The sequence below is a fragment of the Tychonema sp. LEGE 07196 genome (assembly GCF_963890365.1).
GTDB lineage: Bacteria > Cyanobacteriota > Cyanobacteriia > Cyanobacteriales > Microcoleaceae > Microcoleus.
Genome location: NZ_CAWPRX010000032.1, coordinates 1 through 22,861, shown reverse-complemented (window position 1 = coordinate 22,861; position 22,861 = coordinate 1). Strand labels below are relative to the sequence as shown.

Genomic DNA, 22,861 nt, shown 5'->3' with positions numbered 1-22,861 from the left:
ACCCCAACCCTCCCCTCCCGCGGGGAGAAACAAGAATAATCTTGCTCCCTCCCCGCGGGAGGGGGGACTTGCGGGGGGTAAATTTGACTTTTGCAAGAGGTCTATTCTACCTCAATCTGCTGAATTCGCAGCTATTCACAATTGAAAAATTGCCGAAGTTAGGTAACTTGCGGATGAAGTGAGTGGCAATTATTACGACGTATTTTATTGGGCAACTAGAAACAAATAAATTACGATCTGTGTAATTTTTCACTGCGAAGAATCGAATCTAGGCAAATGTTACGGATAAATTGGATAAAATTTAAGTTTGATAAATTGCTTAAATTTGCTCGACCGGCAGTTCAATGATAAACTCGGTTCCCTTCCCCGGTTCAGATTCGCACCTGAGCGTTCCTCGGTGATTTTCTACTAGGATTTTGTAGACAATAGACAATCCTAAGCCTGTACCTTTACCGATCGCCTTTGTGGTAAAAAATTGCTCGAACATTCGTTCTTTTACCTCTGCTGTCATTCCCCCTCCCGTGTCAGCAATCCGTACTCTCACGCGATCGCTCCCTGCTACTTCTGTGCGGATATAAATTTTTAACGCAGCATTGGGCTGATTTTGTGCTGTCTCCTCTAAAGCATCGATCGCGTTGCTAATTAGATTCATAAACACTTGATTTATCTGTCCGGCATAACACTCAACACCAGGAATCTTTTCATAATTCTTAATTATTTGAATGTTGGGACGGTCTGTTTTAGCATTAAGACGGTTTCGCAAAATTAATATGGTGCTGTCGATGCTGTCGTGCAAGTCGCACTGCGTCATTTTACTGTTATCTGTTCGCGAAAAGCTGCCCATAGATTTGACAATTTCGCGAATTCGTTCCGCACCAATTTGCATGGAAGACATAACTTTAGGCAAGTCTTCAACTAGAAATTCGAGGTCTATTTCTGCGATTGTCTTTTTAATTTCGGCACAGGGATTAGGATTGTATTCTTGATAGAGACATAGCAGGTGCAGCAAATCTTCAGTATAAGTTTTGGCATGGATCGAGTTGCCGTGAATAAAACTAACTGGGTTGTTAATTTCGTGGACGATGCTGGCCATTAATGCTCCTATCGAAGACATTTTTTCGCTGTGCATCAGTTGGGCTTGAGTTTGTTTGAGTTCGCGAAGTGCGCGATCGATCTCGGCGGCTTGAGCTTCGGCTTTCGAGGTAGCAGCACAGCTTTCTTGATACAGTTCAATCTGTTTGAAGTCAATTTCAAATTGTTCGATTTCGCTTTCTTGCTGGTACTGACTCACGACAGCATCGAAAGCTGCTAGCAATTCGTCGCCCGCTGCTGCGATAATATACTTTAGATCGGGATTTTCTAGGCTGAGTTCGGCATCGGGAACTTGCATTAATGCTTTTATTCGATCGATATATTCGCGCACTTGCTTGTCTAGGTACAGCGGCGCCTCAAAATACATTGCTTTGACGGTGGATGAAGGGGCACTCAATAAGTTGCTGCTGTGAGTATTAATTAAGTCGCGGTGCGATTTGTCCATAAGCGCGATCGCCTCTAACAAGTTCCCCCGCAGTTTGGCTCTTTCTGCGGCATTCTGAGAGCAAACTAACCTCATGCAAAAAAAAGCCGATCGCTGGGAAAGCATTCGCTGGCGGCCGCTGATGTTGATTACTGCAGCACTAACTTTTCTGGCTGTGGTAATTTCTTCCAGATTAAAGTAGTTGCTCAGCACTGCCATTCGTAATACCTCAGAATCTACTAAATGTCTGTATTTCGTGCTGACACAAGGTGTGATAGACATAAAAAAAAAATACAATACTACCAATATATTATGTATTTTCTGTTGAAGTAGTATCCTAAAATACAATTATTTTTCATTAGTTGTCTATCACAGTTTTTAGAATTCGGCTTTTGGCAAAGGTTTTCTTAATTATCCCAAAATTTACGGATCAACTTCGCGATGAATTGAGGTTGAGTTTGTGGCAAGCCGTGGGTGGCGTTGGGAATAATTACTAATTCTGCCCCCGGTATCTCCTTGGCGTAGGTTTCACAGTGCCACAGAGGAATTGTTTCGTCGCTACCGGCTGCGATGACTAAGGTAGGAATTTGTAATTTGTGAATTTCTTTTTCTACTGTATCAACTGCGTCTTCCGGCCGCATCCGGCTCATTAAAAATGACCGGGCTACTGGTTGAGACATTAACTCGCGCCGCCACCCGGAAATTTCCTGCAATTTCTCACTTTTTCCTGCTAGACGAGCCAAAGGTTTGGCTAACTGCAAGGCCCAATCAACTACTGGGGTTTGCCACAGCAGCGGCCGCAAAGCATCGTATTGACCGCAAAAACTGTCGTCCCGAATTCCTGCTGGTGCTGCTAATATTAAACTGCTGACGGAATTAGGATATTTGAGGGCATATGCAGAGGCTACCCAACCGCCAAAAGAATGCCCGATGATGCTGCAGGGTTCGATGTTTAGTTGTTCTATAACTTGTCGCACAAAGGCAACTTCTACGGCTACGTCGTACTGGATTTGTGGTTTGCTGGATTCTCCAAAACCTAACATATCTAAACTGATGCACCGAAACTGAGATTGCAATATTTCAATTAATGGCAGCCAGCAAGTCTTTTCTCCGAAGAAACCGTGCAGCAGCAATAACGGTGGGCCGCTGCCGATGTCGAGGTAGGCGGCTGTTTGGCTGCTGCTATTGACAAATGTGGTTAGTGTGTGTTTGTGTGCTATTGCTATTGACTGCACGGGCGATCGACTCCTGATTTAAGTAGAAGGAAGTTCGGCAACGAGCAATGTACGGGATGTAACGGATGTAACGGATGTAACGGATGTAACGGATGTAAAAGTCAAGGAAGAGGTTCGAGGGAAGAGGGCTTTAGTTATCTAGGACAGAAGGAAGAAGACATACACAGCGGGCTTTTTAGCGATCGGTATTGTACCTTTGATCGGGTAGATTTATTTATTTAAGCAATATTGTATGTAAACAATTGTAACAAAAAAGCCTCCTAAAGGTTAAACTTCATTGCGGAGTAGGCAATTAGACGTAGACCGTGATACTCTCTAATATTATTGAAACTACTGCAAACTCAAAGCAGGAGAACACTTTGAACTCTACTTTAAAACGTTACCCAGCTTGCTCCGTGCGCGAAGACGTCAGTGAGTACGTCGCACACCTACAGCTTCACATGACTTTACAAGCTCGCAATTTGCTCCCTAGCATTACTACCGCTAAGGACAGTCGCGAACAACTGTTGCAGCAGACTCAGGCTCATTTTGAGAAACGTGTTTCTAGACAATCTCTTTAAATAAATTTTTGGTTTCCCCAATTTTACGATCGCCCGCGATCGAATTTTGGCAATTTTCAGCGCATCACAGAAACCCGGTATCTTCAAAAATACCGGGTTTCTTTTTGGGGATTAGGCATCATGACCAATTTTGGTTAATATGCGTTGAGTATGCTTTAGTTTTATGTTTATGCGAATTCCGATTATTGCATTTTTGACTTTGGCGCAAATAGCTGGTGGGGATTTGTCGGCGCGGGCTCTCGATCCGATAGACGCAGCGCGTGAGGTGGAGGTTAGAGAAGCAACCGCAGAGGCGCAGAGGGCGCAGAGGGATGAGGATGATGTGAGTCTAATTGTGCGGGATTTGCCGGCATCTGATGAGCTCGCGGTTGCTGGAGAAGTTAAATCGCCTTCTCTCAAGTCGAATCGCCATAAAGATTTTACATCTGTGTTACAAACTCCGGGGACGATCGCCACCAAACCCGAAACCGAACCGGTAAACAGCAACGCCCGACAGCTAGACGGTACTCGACAAATCAGTCAAGCGGGAAATGCTGAGGGCGTTTATGTGGCTGAGGTGAAAATTCGCTTTGTCAATTCCAGAGGCGAAGCAGTTGATAAAAAAGGCAATCCGATTGTTGGCAGAATTTCGGAAGATTTTATTCGGGGCGAGCTCAAACTAAAGGCGGGAGATAATTACACCGAGGAAGTTGTACGATCGGACTTGCAGCAGTTGCAGCAGTTGAGATTGTTTGACAAGGTGACGGTTTCTACTGAAGAAGTTGGGACGGATATTAATGTAATTTACAATGTCCAACAGCGATCGGCTCGTTCTTTTGGTGCGAGTGTTACTCTGAGTGATGATGTTGGTGTTGCTGTTCCTCTTTCCTATGTCGATCGCACTTTCGGCACCAACGCACAGCAGCTATCGGTGGAACTTCAGCCCAGCCTCCGAGGTATCCAGTACGATGTCGAGTTTGTCAGCCCTTACATTGCTGCCGAAGACCGTTTGGGATACAGTGTGAGAGCTTTTGGCGATCGCAGAATATCCGAAATTTTCAACAAGGATATCGATTTGCCCAATGGCGATCGAGTTCGGGAACTTCGCATCGGGGGAAATCTCGCAGTTACCCGACCTTTAGGCGATTGGCGGGGAACTTTAGGATTGAATTATACCAATATCAGCACGCGCGATCGCAATTTAAATATTGCTCGCCGCGACGAACGGGGCAATCCTCTCACTTTCAGCGGTTCCGGCGTGGATGAGTTATACACTGTTTCTTTTGGCGCAACGCGCGATCGGCGAAACAATCCCTTTAACCCTACCAGCGGCTCGATTCTCACCCTCAGCACCGAGCAGTCCATACCTCTGGGACGCGGTAACATTGTGAGCAACCGCCTCTTAGCAAATTATATACAATATATACCAATCACTTTGCTTGGCATCAGCGAGTCCGAAACCTTGCCAGAAATGCTGGCTTTTAACTTGCAAGGGGGAACTGTCATCGGAGATTTGCCGCCAACAGAAGCATTTCGCCTCGGCGGGCGCAATTCCGTGCGGGGTTACGATAGCGGGGATATTGGTAGCGGGCGGAGTTATTTTTTGGCTTCCGGCGAGTATCGGTTTCCCGTCGGTAGGGATGTCGGCGGCGTGATATTTGCCGATTTTGCTTCGGATTTGGGAACCGGTGACAGCGTGTTGGGAAAACCGGCTTCGGTGAGGGATAAACCGGGGACTGGGGCGGCTGTTGGGTTGGGTTTAAGGGTGCGATCGCCCTTTGGATTAATTCGCTTAGACGTGGGTATTGGCGACTCCGGCGAAACTAAATTTGTGCTCGGTACAAAACAGCGATTTTAAAGTCCGCAATCTCAATAAAGTTATAGCCCCCTAGGGTGAAAACTTTTTTCCGATCGCGAAAGTCGTCGGGAGAATCTCAGTTTTGATTTGATAAGTGCGATCGCGCAAGAGTTCGCGTGCTTTGTAAAAAATGCTTTTTTCAAAAATGAGATGCTCCCTACGTAACCGCTTAACTATTTGGTTCCTCAATATCAACAATTGTCGGTTGCACCGCCGGAGTCTGCGGATCAAACTTCAACCTATTGAGCGCAGCACTAGCCGCCACAGCCACAGCCCTATCTGTATCTAGCAAAGCTTGTTCCAACAGCGGAATTACTTGTTCCGACTCGATCGATCCTAGTGCTTCCACAGCAGCTTCGCGCACCTCTGGCTGCAAATCTCGAAGTAATTGGCCCAAGGTTTCTATTACTCGATGGCTGTCGTCTGTCAGAGCATTCGCAGCAGCCAAGTTACCTAAAGCAGACGCTGCAAACTTGCGCGTTTCTGAGTCTGTACTTTGAACGCATCCCATCAATTGCTCCACCGAATAGGTTGCTAATTGTCTGGCTATTTCAGGCTGTTGTTCGACTGCGGTTTGTTGATATGAATCAATTGATTGTGGCTCCGAAAAACCTGTATCATTTAACTCTTGTTGAGCTTCTGTTTGGTTTAACTCGCTTGACTGTTCCTGTACTAATTCTGGTTCGGGTAAATATTCTCCAACTTCTGTTTGATTTAACTGATCAAACTGTCGATCGGGAACTTCTTGTTGTTGAACATTATTCTCGTACTGCTGTTGCAAAGACCCGATAGTAGTCTGCATCTGAGTTTCGTGAGCTTGCAACTGCTCGTGAGCTGCTTGCAACCGACTCTCGTATTCCTCTTGCAAAGCTTCCATACGTAACTGCATCTCAACCTCGCGGTTCTGATATTCCTCGGCAGTTTGTTTCAAGCGAATTTCGTGTTCTGATTGCAAAGATTTCAAATGTTCTTCGATTTGAGCTTGATAATTGTGATGCAATTCGTCAGCAACTCTGAGTAAATGATTTTCGTGTTCTGATTGCAAAGATTGCAGGTTTTCTTGCAATTTAGCATTGTGAGCTGCTTCTAATTCCTCGCTGGCTTGTTTGAGCTGATTTTCCTGTGCGCCAGCAACTTGTTGGAGTCGATCGCGTTCTGCTCGAACTTGTTGGAGTTGATTTTCGTATTGAGCGGCAATTTGTTGGAGTTGACTTTCGTATTGAGTTGTAACTTGTCTGAGTAAATTTTCGTGTTCGACAGTGGCTTGTCTAAGCTTATCTTCCTGTTCTCCTGGCTGGGAATCTGCTGTGGGCTGCATCCGAGATATCTGAGCTAGTTCTATATCCTGAGCTATTCTTCGGGTTTGCTGCAAGTATTCTTGTTTTTGCTTTTTTAATCGTTTTTCCACTAATGAGTAAGCAACTGCTACCCCTGCCAAAAAACCTACGATCGCTCCTATGATACCCACGATGGAGTTCCTCCTGACAATATAGTGATGCTGGACTTTGTACATTTAACCATACAGCCTCCTGTAACCGCCCAATAGCAGCAGCCAAGCTGTAACTGCCAGCCAGTGAACTGCCACCGCAGGCCAGATGGAACCGCTTTGCAGGTATGCTCCCGAGCACGCTACCCCCAAAATTGCCGCCAGCAGCAAAAACACTGGATTCATAAAGGTCGATCGACCGATCGGGTAAAAAGTCAGCGCGTTCAGCGGGTGGTAAACTACAAACAGCGCCAAACTCGCCCATCCCCAAAACCACAGCATTAACCCAGAAGCATTTTCTCCAGGGTGCGGCAGCATTAACACGCGGAAAAATACTTCCTCGCTCAGCCCCGGAGTTAACAAACAGCCTATCAGCACTCCGGTAATGGTAGGCGAAGAGGTTTGCACGTCTACTTTCAGAAATCCCGACCCAAAACCGACGGGAAGGGCGATCGCAGTGTAAACTAACGCCAGCATAGCTGCAACCAGCCAGTCGGTGAAATCGGGAATAGTTGAGACAGCCAGGGTGACGCGGCGCGCCAGTAAGTCCAGCAGCCCGATCGGGCTAAAATTTAACACAATCAAATTTATCATTAAAAGTTTTAAAGATATATTAGTAGTCGGAATAAGGCCTTGTCATTACCCGGTTTCTGGGATGTGTGCGAGGAATCAGAAACCGGGTTTCTTCCTCGCTCTTGGTGAGGATGCGTAAATTATCGCAGCAACCCGGTTTCTTTGAAGGTTGCGCCTGCTTTTCGAGAGACGGGCGATGGAGAAACCGAGTTTTTGAATTGCGGTGCGCGAGGGAACTGAGCAGACGAGCAATTGCCAAAATTGGCAAACACCCTGAAATTATTTGCGTCAATCGTTGGTTAAATCTGCCCGATATCTGCGGTTAAAAGATCGAGATAAGACTTCTGCAACTCAAGTCTAGTACATCAGAATCAAAAGCACAAAGTGTGCGTTACCAATTAGCTTTTTGCCAATTACCAATTATCAATGATTAGCAATTTGAGTTAATTTTGCAAACAACTGAGCAACTTTGGTCAAATCTTTATTTCCCGGCGCTATTTCTACGCCGCTAGAAAGGTCAACACCGCTGAAATTACTGCCCTTGGCGCTATCAATTGCATTTAAAACATTCTCCGGTGTTAAACCGCCGGCGAGCAGCCAAGGACAAGGCGGTTTAAACTCTGCCAACATCACCCAGTCTATAGTTTTGCCAGTACCGCCGAGTTGAGCGGGATGGTAAGCATCCAGCAGTAAAGTATCGACGTGAAGGGCATAAATAGCAGCGGTCGCTAAAGTTTCTGGAGTCTTAACTCTCAGGGCTTTGATAATTTCAATTTCCGGCAAAAACTCCCGCAACCTCGCGCAATATTCTGCTGTTTCATCTCCGTGCAACTGCACCCCGCTTAAATTTGACTCGACCGCTACTTGACAGATATTTTCTATTGTGGTGTTAGCAAAAACGCCGATGCGATCGACATTTTCCGGCAATTTCTCGACAATCAGGCGAATAGTTTGGGGGCTGACATAGCGCGGTGAAGCCGACACGCAGATAAACCCCAAAGCCTGAGCTCCCAAACGGGCGATCGCCATTCCCTGATCGAGTTTCGTGATTCCGCAAATTTTAACCCGCACTTTTTTTCCTCCGCGATGAATTTGTATCAAAATATAAACAAATTGTTAATTAATAAAACAAATTTTAGTTTAATGCAGAATGCTTTTTATAATTTTGTAGCGCTCGATATTATCTGTGAAATCAGGAAATAACAACATGATTAACTCATCTTTACTGTTAGCGATACAGTCTACCACTCCCTCAACGCCGGAGTGGTCGCCAATGGTAGGCCTGACAATGATTTTATGCAATTTGCTGGCGATCGCGATCGGCTACTACGGCATCAACAAGCAAAACCGAGGCAAAGGCCCTGCTTTACCCGTTGCAGTCCCCGGAATGTTCAAAGGCTTCGGCATCCCGGAATTGCTGGCAACAACCAGCTTCGGCCACTTGTTGGGGGCTGGAGTCATCTTGGGCTTGGGTAACGCCGGAGTTCTGTAGAAACCGCGGCAACGGGAAAGGCAAGGAGAAGAACAGATATAATAGAAACTCTTTCTTGCTCTCCTTTCCCAGGAAAATTTCATGCAGACAGGTTGGCGAATCGGGTCTTTATTTGGCATCCCCCTACTGATAGATTATTCGTGGTTTATAATTTTAGCCCTTGCAACCCGCGAATATGCTAGCAGTTACCGCTTGTGGGGGCCTGCTCTATCCTGGAGTGCTGGGTTAGCCATAGCTCTGCTGCTGTTTGCTTCGGTGCTGTTGCACGAACTCGGACACAGCTTGGCCGCCCTATCGCAAGGGATTAAAGTTAATTCTATTACTCTATTCTTATTTGGTGGTGTTGCATCGATCGACTCGGAATCAAAAACTCCCGGTCAAGCATTTCAAGTAGCCATCGCCGGCCCTCTGATCAGCTTCGCGCTGTTTTTAATCCTCGGTTTGGGTTCTCAAGTTCTCCCTCAAACAAGTTTGATTGCTATTGTAACAGATAGGGTAGCAGAAATAAATTTAGTTTTGGGATTGTTTAACTTAATTCCCGGCTTGCCTTTGGACGGAGGACAAGTCTTAAAATCAGCAATTTGGAAAATTACCGGCTCTCGATTTGTCGGCATTCGCTGGGCGGCAAAAACAGGACAAGTTTTGGGTTGGTTGGCGGTTGTTTTTGGTGTAAGTGTATGTTTGTTAGCGCGCCAGTACGGCGGCTTGTGGATTGCGCTAATCGGCTGGTTTGCCATTCGGAATGCCAGAGCCTACAGCGACTTTGCCGATCTGCAAGAAGCCCTGCTCAAAACTAAAGCGGCTGATGCGATGAGCCGCGAATTTCGAGTTGTAGATGCAGATTTGAGTCTGCGAGAATTTGCCGATCGCTATTTGTTAGAAGTCAACCCGTTTCCATTTTACATTGCTGCGACCAACGGGCGAGATTTGGGCTTAGTGTCGATCGACGATATCCGCTTGACAGAGCGCAGTCAGTGGCAAATTCAGACTTTGCACAACATTTTGCAACCCCTGGCAAAAACCCCCACAGTCTCACAAAAAGCATCCATCGCAGAAGTAATTAACACAATGGAAGCCCGTCAACTCTCCCGAATCATCGTCCTCTCGCCCATTGGTTCAGTCGTAGGGACGATCGATCGGGGCGACATCGTGAAAGTTTTGGCGAAATACCTCAAACCCCAGATTTCCGAAGCCGACATCAAGCGCAGCAAAGAAGAGAACATTTATCCCCAGGGATTGCAGTTAAATGCGATCGCCAAAACAGCACAGGAAAATTAAAAATTGGGCATCAATCATCGGCATTGTTGACAATTTAAAATGCAAACAGGCGTGCATACATAAACGTTAATTCTGAGAAGCTAATTTCCTTGCGTAAGGAACTTCAGGGCGAGCGCATTATTCTTTTAATTATGACCGCCTCTGAGCACACTTTGTCCAATAAAGTTGAAAAAAAGAATTATGATGCCCAAATTCTTTAAGAGATTCCATCATCAATTGGGAGAGAAACGTTGGAGTTGGAAAAACATAAATAATTCCTTCCCCTTCGCTGACTTGCAACCTCTGGCGATTACCTGGATTGTCGTGACGGGAACTCTCTTAGGAGTGCGACATTTAGGTTGGTTGCAGCCATTGGAATTAAAAGCTTTTGACCTCATGGTACAGTTGCGTCCCGATCCGGGCGCTGACCCTAGATTACTCGTAGTAAAAATCACAGAACAGGACATTCGTGCTTTCAAGAAATGGCCACTTTCCGATCGCGTTTTAGCAAAAGCGATCGCCGAATTAGCCAGTCTAGAACCCGCCGTTATTGGTATGGATATCATTCGCGATATCCCCTACGAACCGGGAAATGCAGAACTGGCCGCTCAATTCAAAAACCCCAAAGTCATCGCCATTACCTCCATCGGTGACTCCGAGCGCGAGCGAGCTGGGCCGCCTCCCAACATATCCAAAAAACAAATAGGATTTAGCGATTTAATTCTCGATCCAGACGGCATAGTTCGCCGTAATTTTATTTTTACTTTTCATCAAGACTCGACGCTCAATTCATGGGCGATGCGGTTGGCATACAACTATTTTGATACCAAAAAGATAGAAACAATAATTACCGAAAACAACGAAATAAAAATCGGAAACACTGTTTTTGGGCGACTGAAGCCGGATTCAGGAGGGTATCAGACAATTAACAGTCAAGGCTATCAAATCATGCTCAATTACCGCTCTCCTGAAAATGTTGCAAATACCGTGACACTAAGTCAAGTTTTGGAGGGAAAGCTTGACCCCAAATTAGTGAAAGATAAAATAGTGCTGATCGGGGTGAGCGCCCCAACTGTAAAAGATATCTTTTCTACTCCTTACAGCGCTACTTTCAGCGGAAACCGCCTGATGCCTGGGGTATTGATTCACGCCAGCGCAACTAGCCAAATTATCAGCGCAGTTTTAGACGGTAAAGGGCTATTTTGGTTTTGGGATGAATGGCAAGAAATGCTTTGGATTGCTGTTTGGGGAGCAGTTGGCGGCTGTTTGGCTTGGCGGCTAGAAAATACGCTCAGTTTCGCCGTTAGCGCGATCGCACTTGGCGGCATATTGTGGGGATTCACATTTTTTCTATTCACTCAACAGGGGTGGATACCTGTGACAGGGCCGACTCTGGCATTGGCGATCGTCCCCGTAGTTGCCATCACATACAAGTACCACCAGTCAAGACAGCAGCAAGAAATTGTAATGAAACTTTTAGGACAGCAAACTTCACCGGCGATCGCCAATGCTTTGTGGAAAGAGCGCGTCCATCTCCTCCAGTCCGGGCTATTGCCAGGGCAAAAAGTAACTGCTACAATGCTGCTGACTGACTTGCAAGGTTTTAGCACAATTTCTGAAAAACTATCGCCAGAAATAGTAATGCCTTGGTTGAACGAGTATTTATCAGCAATGGCCGAGGAAGTGCAAAAACATCAAGGCGTAATTAATAAATTTACCGGAGATGGAATGCTGGCAGTATTTGGCGTGCCAATTCCCCGCACAACTCCCGAAGCAATTGCCGAAGATGCTCGCCTTGCGGTATCTTGCGCTCTAGCTATAAGTTCGCGCTTACCAGCCATGAATCAAAGTTGGAGCGATCGCGGTTTACCAGCGGCAAAAATGCGAGTCGGAATTTTTACAGGACCGATCGTCGTGGGCAGCTTGGGAGGCAAAACCCGTTTAGAATACGGAGTAATCGGCGACAGTGTAAATATCGCTTCTCGCCTCGAAAGCTGCGAAAAACACCGGCAAGAAGACACCTGCCGGATCTTGATTGGCGAAGAAACTTTAGTCCATCTAGAAGGAAAATTTGAAGTAGAATCTTGGGGATCTTTACCTCTAAAAGGCAGGGAACAAAAAGTTAATGTATACCGCGTGTTGGGAGAAAAAAAATGGGTATAGTAAACAGAGACAAGATACATTAAAAAACATTGGCAACGGTTATGAAAAAAATTAGTAATTTTCGGCTCAACTCGATCGCCTTTAGTGCCATATTATTGATAGCAGCATTTAACGCCGGCCAATTTGCAAGTCTGGCACAGCCAATGCCGAGGGAAGATCCCGGCAAGCCGCTGACTCAATCGGGAGGGCCGCGCTTCGTTCAGCCCCGTGAAGATATAGATATGCAGTTCAAGCCACCAGCAACACCACGAAGTACGCGCGGCGGCTGCGCGCTCGACTCCAACCCAAATCCAATATATCTCATACCCTTAGTTCCTCCAAATAACTTCGCACGGACTGTTTCCGACTATCCAACATTCTTTTTCAACTGGCCTCCAATAAGAGCGAAAGTAGCCGAATTTAGTCTGCTAGATCCAAACGACAAGGAGATTTATAAAGAGACTCTCCAAATTAGCAATTTATCAGGGACTGTCGAGGTTAGTATCCCCGCTAATAAAAATGTGCCGCCATTGGAAGTAGGAAAAAATTACCGTTGGAGTTTGACAGTGATTTGCGACAATCCTCAAGATAGATCCGGCGATCTCTTCCAAATGGGTACTGTGCGGCGAGTTGAACTCAGTCCAGATATCCGCAGTCAATTAGAAAAGGCAGATCCGCGCCAGAAAAGCTTTATTTATGCTGAAAATGGGATTTGGCAAGATGCCATCAGCACCCTAGCAGCAGCAAGACGGGCTCAGCCTGACGATCCAACCCTCAAGGCTGATTGGGAAAGCTTGTTGGATTCAGTGAAATTGAGCAAAATTGCCCAAGATCCGATCGTCCAAACTGAAGAATTTCAACCAGAACCATAGAGTTAGACGACTGTCAAAAGATTCAAAATAACCCAGAAAAGGCTCCGGCGGTACGTCAAGCCGGGGAATATCTGGGTTTTGGATTTATTATGGTGCGAGTTCTTGAGGTGTTCCCACGCTTTGTAAAAAATGCTTGTTTCAAAAATGATATCATACCCGGTCGATCGCCATCACAAAAACCATTCCGTTCGCAGTGCGGACTTTAGTCCGTAAGAAAAGAGCGGACTAAAGTCCGCACTACGAACCTTATACCATTTTTCTAAAGATTTGCTATGGATAAAGTCCGAAGCCCCCCCTTAGCAAGGGGGGGTTGGGGGGGTAAACTGTAGCGCTACTTTATGAAATTGGTATTACTGATATCCGTAGATTAACTACTAAAAAATACCCTCAATTATGCCGGCACGCAACAGGTTGCAATTACCAGAAATTGAACTTTCTTACCTAGAATGGAACTCAGCAACAGAGAGCAAAAAAGAAGCAGAAAAAGTTCCGCGCTTGTTGCTGCTACACGGTTTAGCAGATAGTGCCGCTGTCTGGACTAGCCTCGGCAATTACTTGGCGAACCGCTATCATATTGTAGCGCCGGATATGCGCGGCCACGGAGAAAGCAGCAAACCGGAAACCGGCTATACTTTTGCAAGTGCGATCGCAGATTTAGAAGCTTTGATGGCACATCTCAACTGGCCTTCCTGCCACATTTTGGGGCATTCTTGGACGGGAAAACTAGCACCGATTTGGGCGAGACAAAATCCCGATCGCTTTTGCAGTATGATTTTAGTAGACCCGATCTTCATCACCAAACTGCCCGCAGCGATGAAACTCACCCTGCCAATTGTTTACCGAAAATTAGATTGTCTCAAATGTATGGGCCCGTTTGCGACTTTATCCCAAGCAGAAGCAGCCGCCAAACAATCGGGAGAATACGCTGGTTGGAGTGACGCGCAGCAAATGATATTCCAACACCAAATCGAACAAAAATCAGACGGAAGTTGGGGCAGTAAATTTACGATTCCCGCCAGAAATCAGATATTTGCAGAAGTGATGAAAGTTGCCGGTTTGACTGAAAATATTGAAATCCCAACTTTATTCGTACAGCCGGAAAAAGGCGTAAATCGCATGGATTGGCAAATGCAGCCGTACAAGAAATACTTGAAAAATCTTACCGCTACAAAAGTACCGGGGAATCATTGGTGTTTTTTGACTCAACCGGAAACTTTTAATCAAACTGTGGCCAATTTTTTAGAGGGCGCGAGATAGTGAATGTAGAAATTATCGCACATCGGGGTTTTTCGGCGATCGCCCCTGAGAACACTTTAGCAGCTTTTGAACTGGCGATCGCCAGCAAAGCTAATTCGATCGAATTCGACATCCAGCTATCCGCCGACAGCGTACCGGTGATTTTTCACGACGCAACATTAGATAGAATCACTGGATTTTCTGGTAAAGTCAGGGAACAAAATCTGTCTCAATTGCAGAAACTTGATGCGGGAAAATGGTTTAGTGATGAATTTTCAGGACAAAAAATCCCTACTTTCGCAGAAGCATTAGTTATCCTGAAAAAAGTTGACAAATTTCTCTATTTTGATGTCAAGCCCCATTGCGAATGGTCCGATTCAGAAGTGGCGGATTTTGTCAATAGTTTGCAGGGCGCAGAAATTCAACACAAATGCGTTATTACCTCGTTTAGCGAGCAATTTTTGGCACAAGTGCGGCGGGTAGATGGCGATTTGGCGATCGGACATATCGTTGCTAATCTAGAAGCATACAAAACTCAATTATCTCAAGCTGTGGCGCATGGCGATAACTTGATTAGCAGCCAGTATCGCATTTTGCTAGAAAATCCCGCACTGATTCAAGAAAGCCGCAGTCAGGGAGTTGACATTGTGGCGTGGACGGTGGACGATCCAGAAGATATGCAAAAGTTAATTGATTTGGGTATCACTCGGATAGTCACTAATTGTTTGATAGGATTTTTTTGAACCGCAAATTAACGCAAGTTAACCCTAGATAATAGATGAATTACTTTCGCCAAAGCATCCACGAAATGTCTGGCTACGTGCCAGGAGAACAGCCACCCCCAGGCACAAAAATTATCAAACTAAATTCTAATGAAAATCCCTATCCGCCTTCTCCCAAAGCCTTAAAAGTGCTTCAGGAAATAGACGGAGAAATGCTGCGGCGCTATCCCGATCCAACGGGCAAAATTTTCCGCATTGCTGCCAGTCAAGTTTTGGGATTTCCTGACGATTGGATTGCGGTAGGTAACGGCAGCGATGATTTATTAAACTTGATAGTTCGCGCTGCGGGCGAATCAGGGAAACAGATTGTTTGTCCCGCGCCAACCTATGTATTGTACCGCACTTTGGCACAAATTCAAGATGCAGAATTTGTGGAAGTTCCTTATCCCGACGATTACAAGTTACCAGTCGATTTGCTAATAGCAGCCAGAGGTGCTGTGACATTTGTCGCTTCGCCAAACAGTCCATCGGGAACAGCTATTTCTGTGGCAGATTTGGAGAAACTGGCTCAAGAGTTATCGGGTATTCTTGTGATTGATGAAGCTTATGTAGATTTTGCCGAAGATAATGCTTTGGAGTTGACAAAAAAGTACAGTAATGTTATAGTTTTAAGGACGCTTTCAAAAGGTTATTCGCTGGCGGGATTGAGGTTGGGTTTTGCTATAGCAAATCCGCTGCTGCTGGCTGAATTAAATAAAGTTAAAGACAGCTACAATGTTGATGCTGTAGCCTATGCGGTGGCGGCAAGTGCGATCGCAGATTCAGAGCACAAAACAGCCAACGCCGAAAAAGTCAAGGCTTCCAGAGCAACACTAGCCGTCATTTTCAAAGAATTAGGCTTTGAAGTTTGGCCCTCGCAAACCAACTTTTTGTTAGTTAGGCCGCCCAACGGCGATGCAGAAAGAATTTATCAAACACTGAAACAACGGGGAATACTGATTCGATACTTCAATCAGCCGCGATTAGAAGACAAATTGCGAATTAGTGTAGGTACGGAAGAACAGAATCAAATATTAGTTAAAACCTTGAAGGAAATCCTATAAATAACGATCGCAGCAATATAGGTTCGTAGTGCGTCCTGGTGTCCGCATCCATCCCAGGACTTGCATTCCTCACTACGAACCGTTTGATGAGGGATAATTATTAGGATTGTCAATCGCCAGCCCGGCCGACTGAGCAATATCCAGCAATCGGTTGTCCGCCGAAACAAAAATTAGTTGAGTTTCTGGCATTGATCTTAAAACAGATTGAACCCGCAAAGCAGACGCTAATTGCACAGCATCATAAGCCCGCAGCGGATATTGAACAATCAGTTCACCCGCCCTTTCAACCAGTGCCTCATCAACTTCAATAACTCTATACCGACTATTGAATTCAGAGCGAAAATTTTGAATAAGTGCAGCAACTTCCGCAGCATTTATACCGCCTTCACGCTGTCTTCGTGCAAAGGCACTAAGAACTTCCACCCAGGTAATGCGGACGAGAAGCAGCGAGTTACCAGTCTGAGAATCCGTGAGAGTCTTGATCCAAGGGCTGCCAATTTCAACCACATATCTTTTGATGAGAGCGCTGCTATCCAAAAAATAAATGTTTACCACGGGCCGCGATCCTCGATAATCATTTCTGATAGAGGCTTCCCCGGTTTTCCCCCTAACTTTTTAGCCAATTCATACACATCTTCGTCGGTTACAGCCTCGACATTCTGGGGAGTGTTAGGTAGTGGAGTCACCAATCCTCGATCGACTAACAACTGGATTGCCAATTCTGCCTGCTTTTTTGAATCGTCAGGCCAGAGTTGAATCTGCACAGTTTCCCCATCTTGGAAAGACAAAGGACTGAGGGGACGCAAAACCCCGTTTTCGTAGACAGCAGTAATAGTTTCTGGCATAATTAGCCTCTTAATTAAATGCTTAGACTTATTGTACTTCTTTTATATTTGAAAGTATGGTGCGCCAGCTACGATTATTTTTGCGACAAACAAACAATCTCAAAACTGACGCACCCGACAATAAATGGTGCGTCAGAATCATACTTTCGGCACTGATACAAGCATCTCAAAACTGACGAACCCTACCACTAAAGCCTTCTTCTTCCTTATTCCTTCTTCCCCCTTCCGACGGACTTACATCCGTTACATCCGTTACATCCCGTACATTGCTCGTTGCCGAACTTCCTTCTTTTAATTACTTCGTTGCTACCACAGCCAAATTCCAAGCCAACCGCTTCATCAAAGGCAACTTCTTTAAAAACCCATCCAACCCTTCCAATCTAGAATATTCCGGTTTCAATCTCTCTTGTTCAATAATAATCTTTTTCCAGTAACGTTCCTCATTGGGATGTATTTTCTCGATCAAATAAAAGCGCAAAAAAATCCACAGCGCCGCCAGCCAAAATGTATCGTAAGCCGTCTTTGAAAACAAAGAATCGACAAAATTCACAATATTAATATCCAAAGGACTTTCATCCTCAGTCCGCACCTCAGTAGCCATTCTGCGGTAAACATTAATCACCGGATTGTGCTTCATCGGGTCCCAAAAACAAGCTTTTCCCCCTGGTTTCAGCACTCGGTGCATTTCGCGAATTGCTTTTTCTGGTTCCGGTAAATGGTGCAGCAAGTTAGAAGCGTAAACAATATCAAAACTGTTATCTGGAAAATCTAGCGCCATTGCATTGACAGTGCAACCTTCTACGATAGCGCCGTTTTTTTCTGCTAATTTCAGGGCCACATCTACCATGCCCTGAGAATAGTCTGCAGCTACGCACTGCGCGCCTTTTTTGGCAAAATAAACGCTGTTTTCTCCTGCACCGCAGCCTAAATCTAACAGGCGTTTTCCGGTAATATCACCTATTTGTTTGAGGATAAATCTATTTTCTGGGGCGGTACAAGCTTCAAAGTAATCATTGACTCGAATGCCGTCAATATCTATTGTTGATGCCCAAGCATCGTGGAATTGTCGCTCTTTGTTTAAGGTTTCTTCTTGCATTTTTTACATGATTATTTTTCGGTGATTAAGTTAATTTTTAACCGCAGATGAACGCGGATTAAGGCAGATTAATTTAGTTTGATCTGCTTCGATCTGGGTTCGTCTGCGGTTTGGTTTAAGCAAGATGGTTGACTGCAAATTTATCAGCGCTGTGCTTGTGCAACAACTTGATTGGCGATCGCAGTTGGCTGTTCGGAGGATTTTTCATCAGGCTGCAATGACACGTACAATCGATTTAAGGCGCTGATGTATGCTTCTGCGGAGGCGACTATGATGTCGGTGTTTGCTGAGTGACCGGAAAATACTTTACCTTCGTGGCGCAGACGAATTGTTACTTCGCCGATCGCATCTATGCCCGCTGTTACTGATTGTACAGAAAACTCAATCAACTCGTTCGGTACGTTTACCACCCGGTTAATTGCCCTGTAAATCGCATCCACTGGCCCGGTACCGATCGCCGCATCCGTCAATTCTTCTCCCGATGGATTCCGCACAGTAACGGTTGCTGTCGGGCGAGATTTGTCGCCGCAGGAAACCTGCACCAATTCTAACCGGAACAGTTCCGGTGCTTGGTGGGCTTCGTTGTTGGCGATCGCCTCCAAATCCCAATCGGTAATCTCTTTTTTCTTGTCCGCTAAATCCTTAAACTTGACAAAAGCTTTGTTTAGTTCATCGTCTGCCATTTCAAAACCCAACTCTTTCAAGCGAGTGTGAAAAGCATGGCGGCCGGATAATTTGCCGAGTACGATTTGATTTTCCGTTAAGCCGATCGACTCAGCGTCCATAATCTCGTATGTCAGCTTATTTTTCAGCACCCCGTCTTGGTGAATTCCCGACTCGTGGGCGAAAGCATTGGCCCCGACTATCGCTTTATTTGGCTGCACCAACATCCCCGTCAAATTGGAAACCAAGCGCGATGTTTTGTAAATTTGGCGCGAGTCAATATTTGTCAGCGGTTCCTCGGAATCTGCTGGCCGGCCCAAGAAAGGATTGAAATATTGCCGCCGCACGTAAAGCGCCATTACCAACTCTTCCAAAGCCGCATTTCCCGCGCGTTCGCCAATCCCGTTAATCGTGCATTCTAACTGTCTGGCGCCATTTTTGACCGCTTCCAAAAAGTTAGCAACAGCCAATCCTAAGTCATTGTGACCGTGAACTGAAATAATTGCCCGATCGATATTCGGCACATTTTCCTTAATTCCGCGAATCAAAGCCCCAAACTCGCTCGGAGTCGTGTAGCCGACAGTATCGGGAATATTAACAGTTGTCGCACCCGCTGCGATCGCCCGTTCTAGAACCTGATACAAAAACTCCGGTTCCGAACGACAAGCATCTTCCGGCGAAAACTCCACATCATCCACAAAAGATTTAGCGTAGGCCACCATTTCCGGCACTATTTCCAGAATTTCTGCCCGCGTCTTTTTCAGCTTATATTCCAAGTGAATGTCAGATGTCGCCAGAAACGTATGAATTCGCGAATTTACGGCTGGTTTCAGAGCTTCGGCTGCTGTTTTGATATCCGGCTTTCTCGCCCTTGCCAAACCGCAAATTGTCGGCCCATTTTCCGTGCCGACCGATCGCGCTATTTTTTGGACGGCCTCAAAATCTCCCGTGCTGGTGAAAGGGAAACCCGCTTCTATCACATCCACGCCCAATCTCGCTAACTGTCGAGCGATCGTCAGCTTTTCATCCACATTCAGAGATGCACCCGGAGATTGTTCTCCGTCGCGCAAAGTCGTATCGAAAATAATCACCCGGTCTTGACTTTGTTGAGTTTTCATAGCTCTAAAAAAGTGTTTTCCTGATTTTTACTTGTTTGTGTTTCTGGATTTTTAGCCTTCAGTCACCAGTCCCATGTCTCGCGCCAATAACGAATATTTAATAACCCATAACTGATGACTGTTGACTGTTGACTGTTGACTGTTAGTTGTTATTGGGAATTGAGAATTGGAAAGTGGGAATTCGTAGCAAGTAACCAATAACCAATAACAACTAACCAATAACAACTGACCAATAACTAATAACCAATTACCAACAACTAATGACTAATGACTAATGACTAATGATTAATGATTAATGACTAATAATCCATTTTTTCGATATGTTCCCGAATTTCATTCAGGTCTATATACCTATCTGTAGCATTTCGTAACTCTCTAGCAATCATTCCTTCGGTGGATACCACAGTAATATGAGTATTTTTTGACCGCAGTAGTTCGATCGCCCGCTCAAAATCTCCATCCCCACTAAACAGCACAACTTGGTCGTATTGATCTACCGTATTAAACATATCAACCACAATCTCTATGTCTAAATTAGCTTTTTGAGAATATCTGCCCGAAGCATCATCGTAATATTCCTTAAGAATCTTAGTACGAACCGTGTAACCCAGACTGATCAAAGCATCTCGAAATCCCCTTTGATCTTGCGGGTCTTTCAAACCCGTATACCAGAAAGCATTGATCAAGATGACATTTGGCTGCGAAGTTTTGAAATATTCGAGCACCCTGCGAGGATCAAAAAACCAACCGTTCTTTTGTTGAGCGTAGAACATATTGTTCCCGTCAACAAAAATAGAAAGGCGGTTCATTAAGTTTGTCATAGAACTTAGACCTAATAATTGTAGAAAGAAGTTAATCTAAATATCACATTTTAGCAATATGGAGCTAACTGAGGCAATAGATTAAACTTCAGAAAACTCCATCCCTCCAGTATTTCATATTTTCGGCTCTACCGCCAGAGGGTTCTTTTAAAGCTGCTTGCATTCGATCGACCTTGCTCGGTCGATCGAACCAGATTCCCGATAACTCATGTTCAGTCGTTGTCGGCTGTTGGGTCAAAGTTAATTGGGGTTGAAACTACCGCCAAGCAGGCTTGCACCCAGCGCATTACTTTACCTTATACTCCCCTAATTTGATAGCTGAGGGTAGAAGTGCTCAAGCCTTTTTGCTTTCCAGGGCCCAGCGAGCTAATTCTGTTCGGTTGTGCAGACCTGTTTTGCCTAGCATATTGCTGACGTGGCTCTCTATAGTCCGCTGGCTAACATTCATGATGTCTGCTATTTGGCGGTTTGCCATACCCTGCGCTAGCAACTGTACCACCTTTAACTCAGTTGGAGTCAATTCGACATGGCGACGGGCTTTAATTCTTGGGCCGCTCTCAATACCTGGAGTAGAGTGGCGAATTAAACGAGATGCTGCTTTCAGGGAAGACTCTACTTGAGCTACCAGTTCTTCGGGTTCAAAAGGTTTAACTATATAAACGTCAGCCCCAGTGCTCAAGCCTTTTACTCGATCGGAACTTTGACCTTTTGCTGACAAGAAAAGAACTGGAATCCAGTTCGTGCGCGGGTCTTCTCTGATTTGTCTGACTAAAGTGTACCCGTCCATTTCTGGCATCATCACATCGCAGATGATCAAGTCGGGGATTTCTTCTTCGAGTTTTTCTAGGGCGTGTCTGCCGTTTTCTGCTGTGATGACGTTATAACCCCGAAATTCTAAGTAATCCTTGACTAGCAAGATCAAGTTTGGGTCGTCGTCAACCAGCATCAGCCTTTTTTGGTCTCCTGAGTTATCCTTCATGTTTGTTCCCGCTACAGTACCCCGCACAATTTCTTGTTTTCACACTTGTTTGTTTTTGTCCCCCGCTGACACCGCCGCCCCCTTGACGGCGGACGGCGAAAGCGAGTGATGCTGTTGAGCTCAGGGGAAAGCGGGGCGGGTGTTACCGCTTTCTTTCCCAGCGATCGGACTTTGTTTGTAAATGCCTTACCACTAGGAACAAAGCCAAAACCTATGACTGACGATCGCCCGATTAATCATGACGATCCGGCTGAAGTTAACAAAAATTATCTTCCTCGCCAACAGTCATCGATGATGTGGTCGGGCCTTGATTTATAGGATCGACCCGCTCGAAGCGCTTAGCGTAAGATATTTAATCTGGATACGTTCAATTGTATGTTGATGCCCCAATTTTAATTGTTACTTTATAATTTAGAAAAATGTAAAGACTCCCTACTTACGTATTTAACTATTTCTAGTGTAGTTTGGCAAACTGCCTGATGTCTGCTGCTGAAAAACTTTTGGGCAAATTGTCGCCCGATCGAACTTCTTCCCGTCACCCTCCTCAAAAAAATTAAAGCGATCGGCAAGATTACCAGAGACTGACCCGAAAGTACAGTTGTTCAATCGCGATCGCCTTTGGCACCGGAGAATCTGAGCTTCAAAGCCTTCAACTTAGCACCTTATTTATAACGCTCTGCTTTTTGAGAGCGCTACATAAATTTAAATGGCTGGTTTTCCGCGATCGGGCTGTGGCAAAGGATGAGTTAAAAAAGCGTATTCTTCCACGACCTCCTGCCCGATCAGATGTTCCTGAATAATTCTCTCGATGACGGGGGGCGTAACGTCGCGATACCATACTCCGTCTGGATAGACCACCATAATCGGACCCGACGCGCACACTCGCAGGCAGTTGGCTTTAGTCCGAAAAATGCAGCTTGGCCCATCGGCACTCGGTTTGTCCAGGCCCAATTCTTGCAAGCGTTTTTTTAAGTAATTCCACGCTACCAGACTGGTTTCTCGATCGCAGCACTTAGGCACCGTTTGGTCGGCACAGATAAAAATATGTCGGTCGATTCGATCGATTCCCAGGCTTTTGACACAAGCCCTCAAGACTTGGCTGCAAGATTCATCCTGATTTTTTGTCATTATATTCATTCGTCAATAGTAATTTTTGGGCGATCGAAAGCCATCACCTCATCACCCCATCACCAAATCTCCCATAAGCTGTACTGCATTTAAATTGTATATTTCGACGCTCAATCAAAAATCTTCTCCCCATCTCCCACTCCCCCCATCTCCCACTCTCCCCATCTCCCACTCTCCCAC

23 protein-coding genes are annotated in these 22,861 nt (G+C 45.4%); 10 read left to right on the top strand and 13 right to left on the bottom strand.

The features are described from left to right. Positions 1-319: 319 nt before the first annotated feature. Positions 320-1,798 (bottom strand): ATP-binding protein, encoded by a 1,479-nt coding sequence (locus AACV78_RS04475; protein ID WP_194011521.1) that lies wholly within the window; start codon positions 1,796-1,798, stop codon positions 320-322. Between the two features lie 125 nt (positions 1,799-1,923). Further along, positions 1,924-2,751, bottom strand: a complete 828-nt coding sequence (locus tag AACV78_RS04470; protein ID WP_194011520.1) for an alpha/beta fold hydrolase — start codon at positions 2,749-2,751, stop codon at positions 1,924-1,926. A 359-nt stretch (positions 2,752-3,110) separates the two neighbouring features. Here AACV78_RS04470 and AACV78_RS04465 point away from each other — a divergent pair, with 359 nt between their 5' ends. Both AACV78_RS04465 and AACV78_RS04460 read left to right on the top strand, forming a co-directional pair. Beyond that, complete coding sequence (locus tag AACV78_RS04465; protein ID WP_194011519.1) at positions 3,111-3,311, top strand: hypothetical protein; 201 nt, start codon at positions 3,111-3,113, stop codon at positions 3,309-3,311. A gap of 169 nt (positions 3,312-3,480) precedes the next feature. Next, entirely contained in the window at positions 3,481-5,148 is a 1,668-nt protein-coding gene (locus AACV78_RS04460; protein ID WP_194011518.1) for a BamA/TamA family outer membrane protein, read from the top strand. Positions 5,149-5,317: 169 nt separating this feature from the next. Here AACV78_RS04460 and AACV78_RS04455 read toward each other — a convergent pair whose 3' ends face one another. From AACV78_RS04455 to AACV78_RS04445, 3 genes are all read right to left on the bottom strand, one after another. Beyond that, positions 5,318-6,616, bottom strand: a complete 1,299-nt coding sequence (locus AACV78_RS04455) for a HEAT repeat domain-containing protein (RefSeq protein WP_194011517.1) — start codon at positions 6,614-6,616, stop codon at positions 5,318-5,320. A 45-nt stretch (positions 6,617-6,661) separates the two neighbouring features. Then, entirely contained in the window at positions 6,662-7,228 is a 567-nt protein-coding gene (locus AACV78_RS04450; RefSeq protein WP_228042600.1) for a CPBP family glutamic-type intramembrane protease, read from the bottom strand. Positions 7,229-7,630: 402 nt separating this feature from the next. After that, positions 7,631-8,278: a phosphoribosylanthranilate isomerase gene (locus tag AACV78_RS04445; protein WP_194011516.1), complete on the bottom strand. Its 648-nt coding sequence runs from the start codon at positions 8,276-8,278 to the stop codon at positions 7,631-7,633. 136 nt (positions 8,279-8,414) lie between these two features. Between AACV78_RS04445 and psaK the strand changes: the two genes are divergently transcribed. From psaK to hisC, 7 genes are all read left to right on the top strand, one after another. Then, positions 8,415-8,699, top strand: coding sequence for a photosystem I reaction center subunit PsaK (gene psaK / locus AACV78_RS04440; protein ID WP_194011515.1), 285 nt, complete (start codon positions 8,415-8,417; stop codon positions 8,697-8,699). Between the two features lie 81 nt (positions 8,700-8,780). Beyond that, on the top strand, positions 8,781-9,977 hold the full coding sequence (locus AACV78_RS04435) for a site-2 protease family protein (protein WP_194011514.1): 1,197 nt from the start codon (positions 8,781-8,783) through the stop codon (positions 9,975-9,977). Between the two features lie 180 nt (positions 9,978-10,157). Continuing rightward, the gene (locus tag AACV78_RS04430) at positions 10,158-12,119 is read left to right on the top strand and encodes a CHASE2 domain-containing protein (RefSeq protein ID WP_339383466.1); all 1,962 of its coding nucleotides are present in this window, start codon (positions 10,158-10,160) and stop codon (positions 12,117-12,119) included. Positions 12,120-12,160: 41 nt separating this feature from the next. Then, complete coding sequence (locus AACV78_RS04425; protein ID WP_194011513.1) at positions 12,161-12,970, top strand: DUF928 domain-containing protein; 810 nt, start codon at positions 12,161-12,163, stop codon at positions 12,968-12,970. 393 nt (positions 12,971-13,363) lie between these two features. After that, positions 13,364-14,227, top strand: a complete 864-nt coding sequence (locus AACV78_RS04420) for an alpha/beta fold hydrolase (RefSeq protein ID WP_194011512.1) — start codon at positions 13,364-13,366, stop codon at positions 14,225-14,227. Continuing rightward, complete coding sequence (locus tag AACV78_RS04415; RefSeq protein WP_194011511.1) at positions 14,227-14,949, top strand: glycerophosphodiester phosphodiesterase family protein; 723 nt, start codon at positions 14,227-14,229, stop codon at positions 14,947-14,949. The genes AACV78_RS04420 and AACV78_RS04415 overlap by 1 nt, the downstream gene beginning before the upstream one ends. Before the next feature lie 35 nt (positions 14,950-14,984). After that, positions 14,985-16,031 (top strand): histidinol-phosphate transaminase, encoded by a 1,047-nt coding sequence (hisC, locus tag AACV78_RS04410; RefSeq protein ID WP_194011510.1) that lies wholly within the window; start codon positions 14,985-14,987, stop codon positions 16,029-16,031. Positions 16,032-16,103: 72 nt separating this feature from the next. Here hisC and AACV78_RS04405 read toward each other — a convergent pair whose 3' ends face one another. The 7 genes from AACV78_RS04405 to AACV78_RS04375 form a co-directional block, all read right to left on the bottom strand. After that, positions 16,104-16,586, bottom strand: a complete 483-nt coding sequence (locus AACV78_RS04405; RefSeq protein WP_194011509.1) for a PIN domain-containing protein — start codon at positions 16,584-16,586, stop codon at positions 16,104-16,106. Next, positions 16,580-16,876: an antitoxin family protein gene (locus tag AACV78_RS04400; RefSeq protein ID WP_194011508.1), complete on the bottom strand. Its 297-nt coding sequence runs from the start codon at positions 16,874-16,876 to the stop codon at positions 16,580-16,582. Before AACV78_RS04400 ends, AACV78_RS04405 begins: the two co-directional genes overlap by 7 nt. A gap of 295 nt (positions 16,877-17,171) precedes the next feature. Continuing rightward, positions 17,172-17,972 carry a class I SAM-dependent methyltransferase gene (locus AACV78_RS04395; RefSeq protein ID WP_194011507.1) on the bottom strand — a complete coding sequence of 267 codons (801 nt, stop codon included), beginning with the start codon at positions 17,970-17,972 and terminating at the stop codon, positions 17,172-17,174. A 143-nt stretch (positions 17,973-18,115) separates the two neighbouring features. Further along, the gene (locus AACV78_RS04390; RefSeq protein ID WP_194011506.1) at positions 18,116-19,753 is read right to left on the bottom strand and encodes a 2-isopropylmalate synthase; all 1,638 of its coding nucleotides are present in this window, start codon (positions 19,751-19,753) and stop codon (positions 18,116-18,118) included. 299 nt (positions 19,754-20,052) lie between these two features. Next, complete coding sequence (locus AACV78_RS04385; protein WP_006633075.1) at positions 20,053-20,574, bottom strand: LabA-like NYN domain-containing protein; 522 nt, start codon at positions 20,572-20,574, stop codon at positions 20,053-20,055. An 88-nt stretch (positions 20,575-20,662) separates the two neighbouring features. Beyond that, on the bottom strand, positions 20,663-20,812 hold the full coding sequence (locus AACV78_RS04380; protein ID WP_194011505.1) for a hypothetical protein: 150 nt from the start codon (positions 20,810-20,812) through the stop codon (positions 20,663-20,665). Between the two features lie 96 nt (positions 20,813-20,908). After that, complete coding sequence (locus tag AACV78_RS04375; protein WP_194011504.1) at positions 20,909-21,553, bottom strand: response regulator transcription factor; 645 nt, start codon at positions 21,551-21,553, stop codon at positions 20,909-20,911. A gap of 108 nt (positions 21,554-21,661) precedes the next feature. On the opposite strand from AACV78_RS04375, the gene AACV78_RS04370 reads away from it, so the two are divergent. Further along, positions 21,662-21,871 (top strand): hypothetical protein, encoded by a 210-nt coding sequence (locus AACV78_RS04370; protein WP_194011503.1) that lies wholly within the window; start codon positions 21,662-21,664, stop codon positions 21,869-21,871. A gap of 384 nt (positions 21,872-22,255) precedes the next feature. Here AACV78_RS04370 and AACV78_RS04365 read toward each other — a convergent pair whose 3' ends face one another. After that, the gene (locus AACV78_RS04365) at positions 22,256-22,681 is read right to left on the bottom strand and encodes a (2Fe-2S) ferredoxin domain-containing protein (RefSeq protein ID WP_194011502.1); all 426 of its coding nucleotides are present in this window, start codon (positions 22,679-22,681) and stop codon (positions 22,256-22,258) included. Positions 22,682-22,861: the final 180 nt, after the last annotated feature.

What these genes read in the sequence shown, in the direction of transcription:
- AACV78_RS04475 (WP_194011521.1), bottom strand. Translation starts at nt 1,798, where the DNA reads ATGTCTATCACACCTTGTGTCAGCACGAAATACAGACATTTAGTAGAT.
- AACV78_RS04460 (WP_194011518.1), top strand. Translation starts at nt 3,481, where the DNA reads ATGCGAATTCCGATTATTGCATTTTTGACTTTGGCGCAAATAGCTGGT.
- AACV78_RS04450 (WP_228042600.1), bottom strand. Translation starts at nt 7,228, where the DNA reads ATGATAAATTTGATTGTGTTAAATTTTAGCCCGATCGGGCTGCTGGAC.
- psaK (WP_194011515.1), top strand. Translation starts at nt 8,415, where the DNA reads ATGATTAACTCATCTTTACTGTTAGCGATACAGTCTACCACTCCCTCA.
- AACV78_RS04435 (WP_194011514.1), top strand. Translation starts at nt 8,781, where the DNA reads ATGCAGACAGGTTGGCGAATCGGGTCTTTATTTGGCATCCCCCTACTG.
- AACV78_RS04430 (WP_339383466.1), top strand. Translation starts at nt 10,158, where the DNA reads ATGATGCCCAAATTCTTTAAGAGATTCCATCATCAATTGGGAGAGAAA.
- AACV78_RS04425 (WP_194011513.1), top strand. Translation starts at nt 12,161, where the DNA reads ATGAAAAAAATTAGTAATTTTCGGCTCAACTCGATCGCCTTTAGTGCC.
- AACV78_RS04420 (WP_194011512.1), top strand. Translation starts at nt 13,364, where the DNA reads ATGCCGGCACGCAACAGGTTGCAATTACCAGAAATTGAACTTTCTTAC.
- hisC (WP_194011510.1), top strand. Translation starts at nt 14,985, where the DNA reads ATGAATTACTTTCGCCAAAGCATCCACGAAATGTCTGGCTACGTGCCA.
- AACV78_RS04400 (WP_194011508.1), bottom strand. Translation starts at nt 16,876, where the DNA reads ATGCCAGAAACTATTACTGCTGTCTACGAAAACGGGGTTTTGCGTCCC.
- AACV78_RS04395 (WP_194011507.1), bottom strand. Translation starts at nt 17,972, where the DNA reads ATGCAAGAAGAAACCTTAAACAAAGAGCGACAATTCCACGATGCTTGG.
- AACV78_RS04390 (WP_194011506.1), bottom strand. Translation starts at nt 19,753, where the DNA reads ATGAAAACTCAACAAAGTCAAGACCGGGTGATTATTTTCGATACGACT.
- AACV78_RS04385 (WP_006633075.1), bottom strand. Translation starts at nt 20,574, where the DNA reads ATGACAAACTTAATGAACCGCCTTTCTATTTTTGTTGACGGGAACAAT.
- AACV78_RS04375 (WP_194011504.1), bottom strand. Translation starts at nt 21,553, where the DNA reads ATGAAGGATAACTCAGGAGACCAAAAAAGGCTGATGCTGGTTGACGAC.
- AACV78_RS04370 (WP_194011503.1), top strand. Translation starts at nt 21,662, where the DNA reads ATGCTGTTGAGCTCAGGGGAAAGCGGGGCGGGTGTTACCGCTTTCTTT.
- AACV78_RS04365 (WP_194011502.1), bottom strand. Translation starts at nt 22,681, where the DNA reads ATGACAAAAAATCAGGATGAATCTTGCAGCCAAGTCTTGAGGGCTTGT.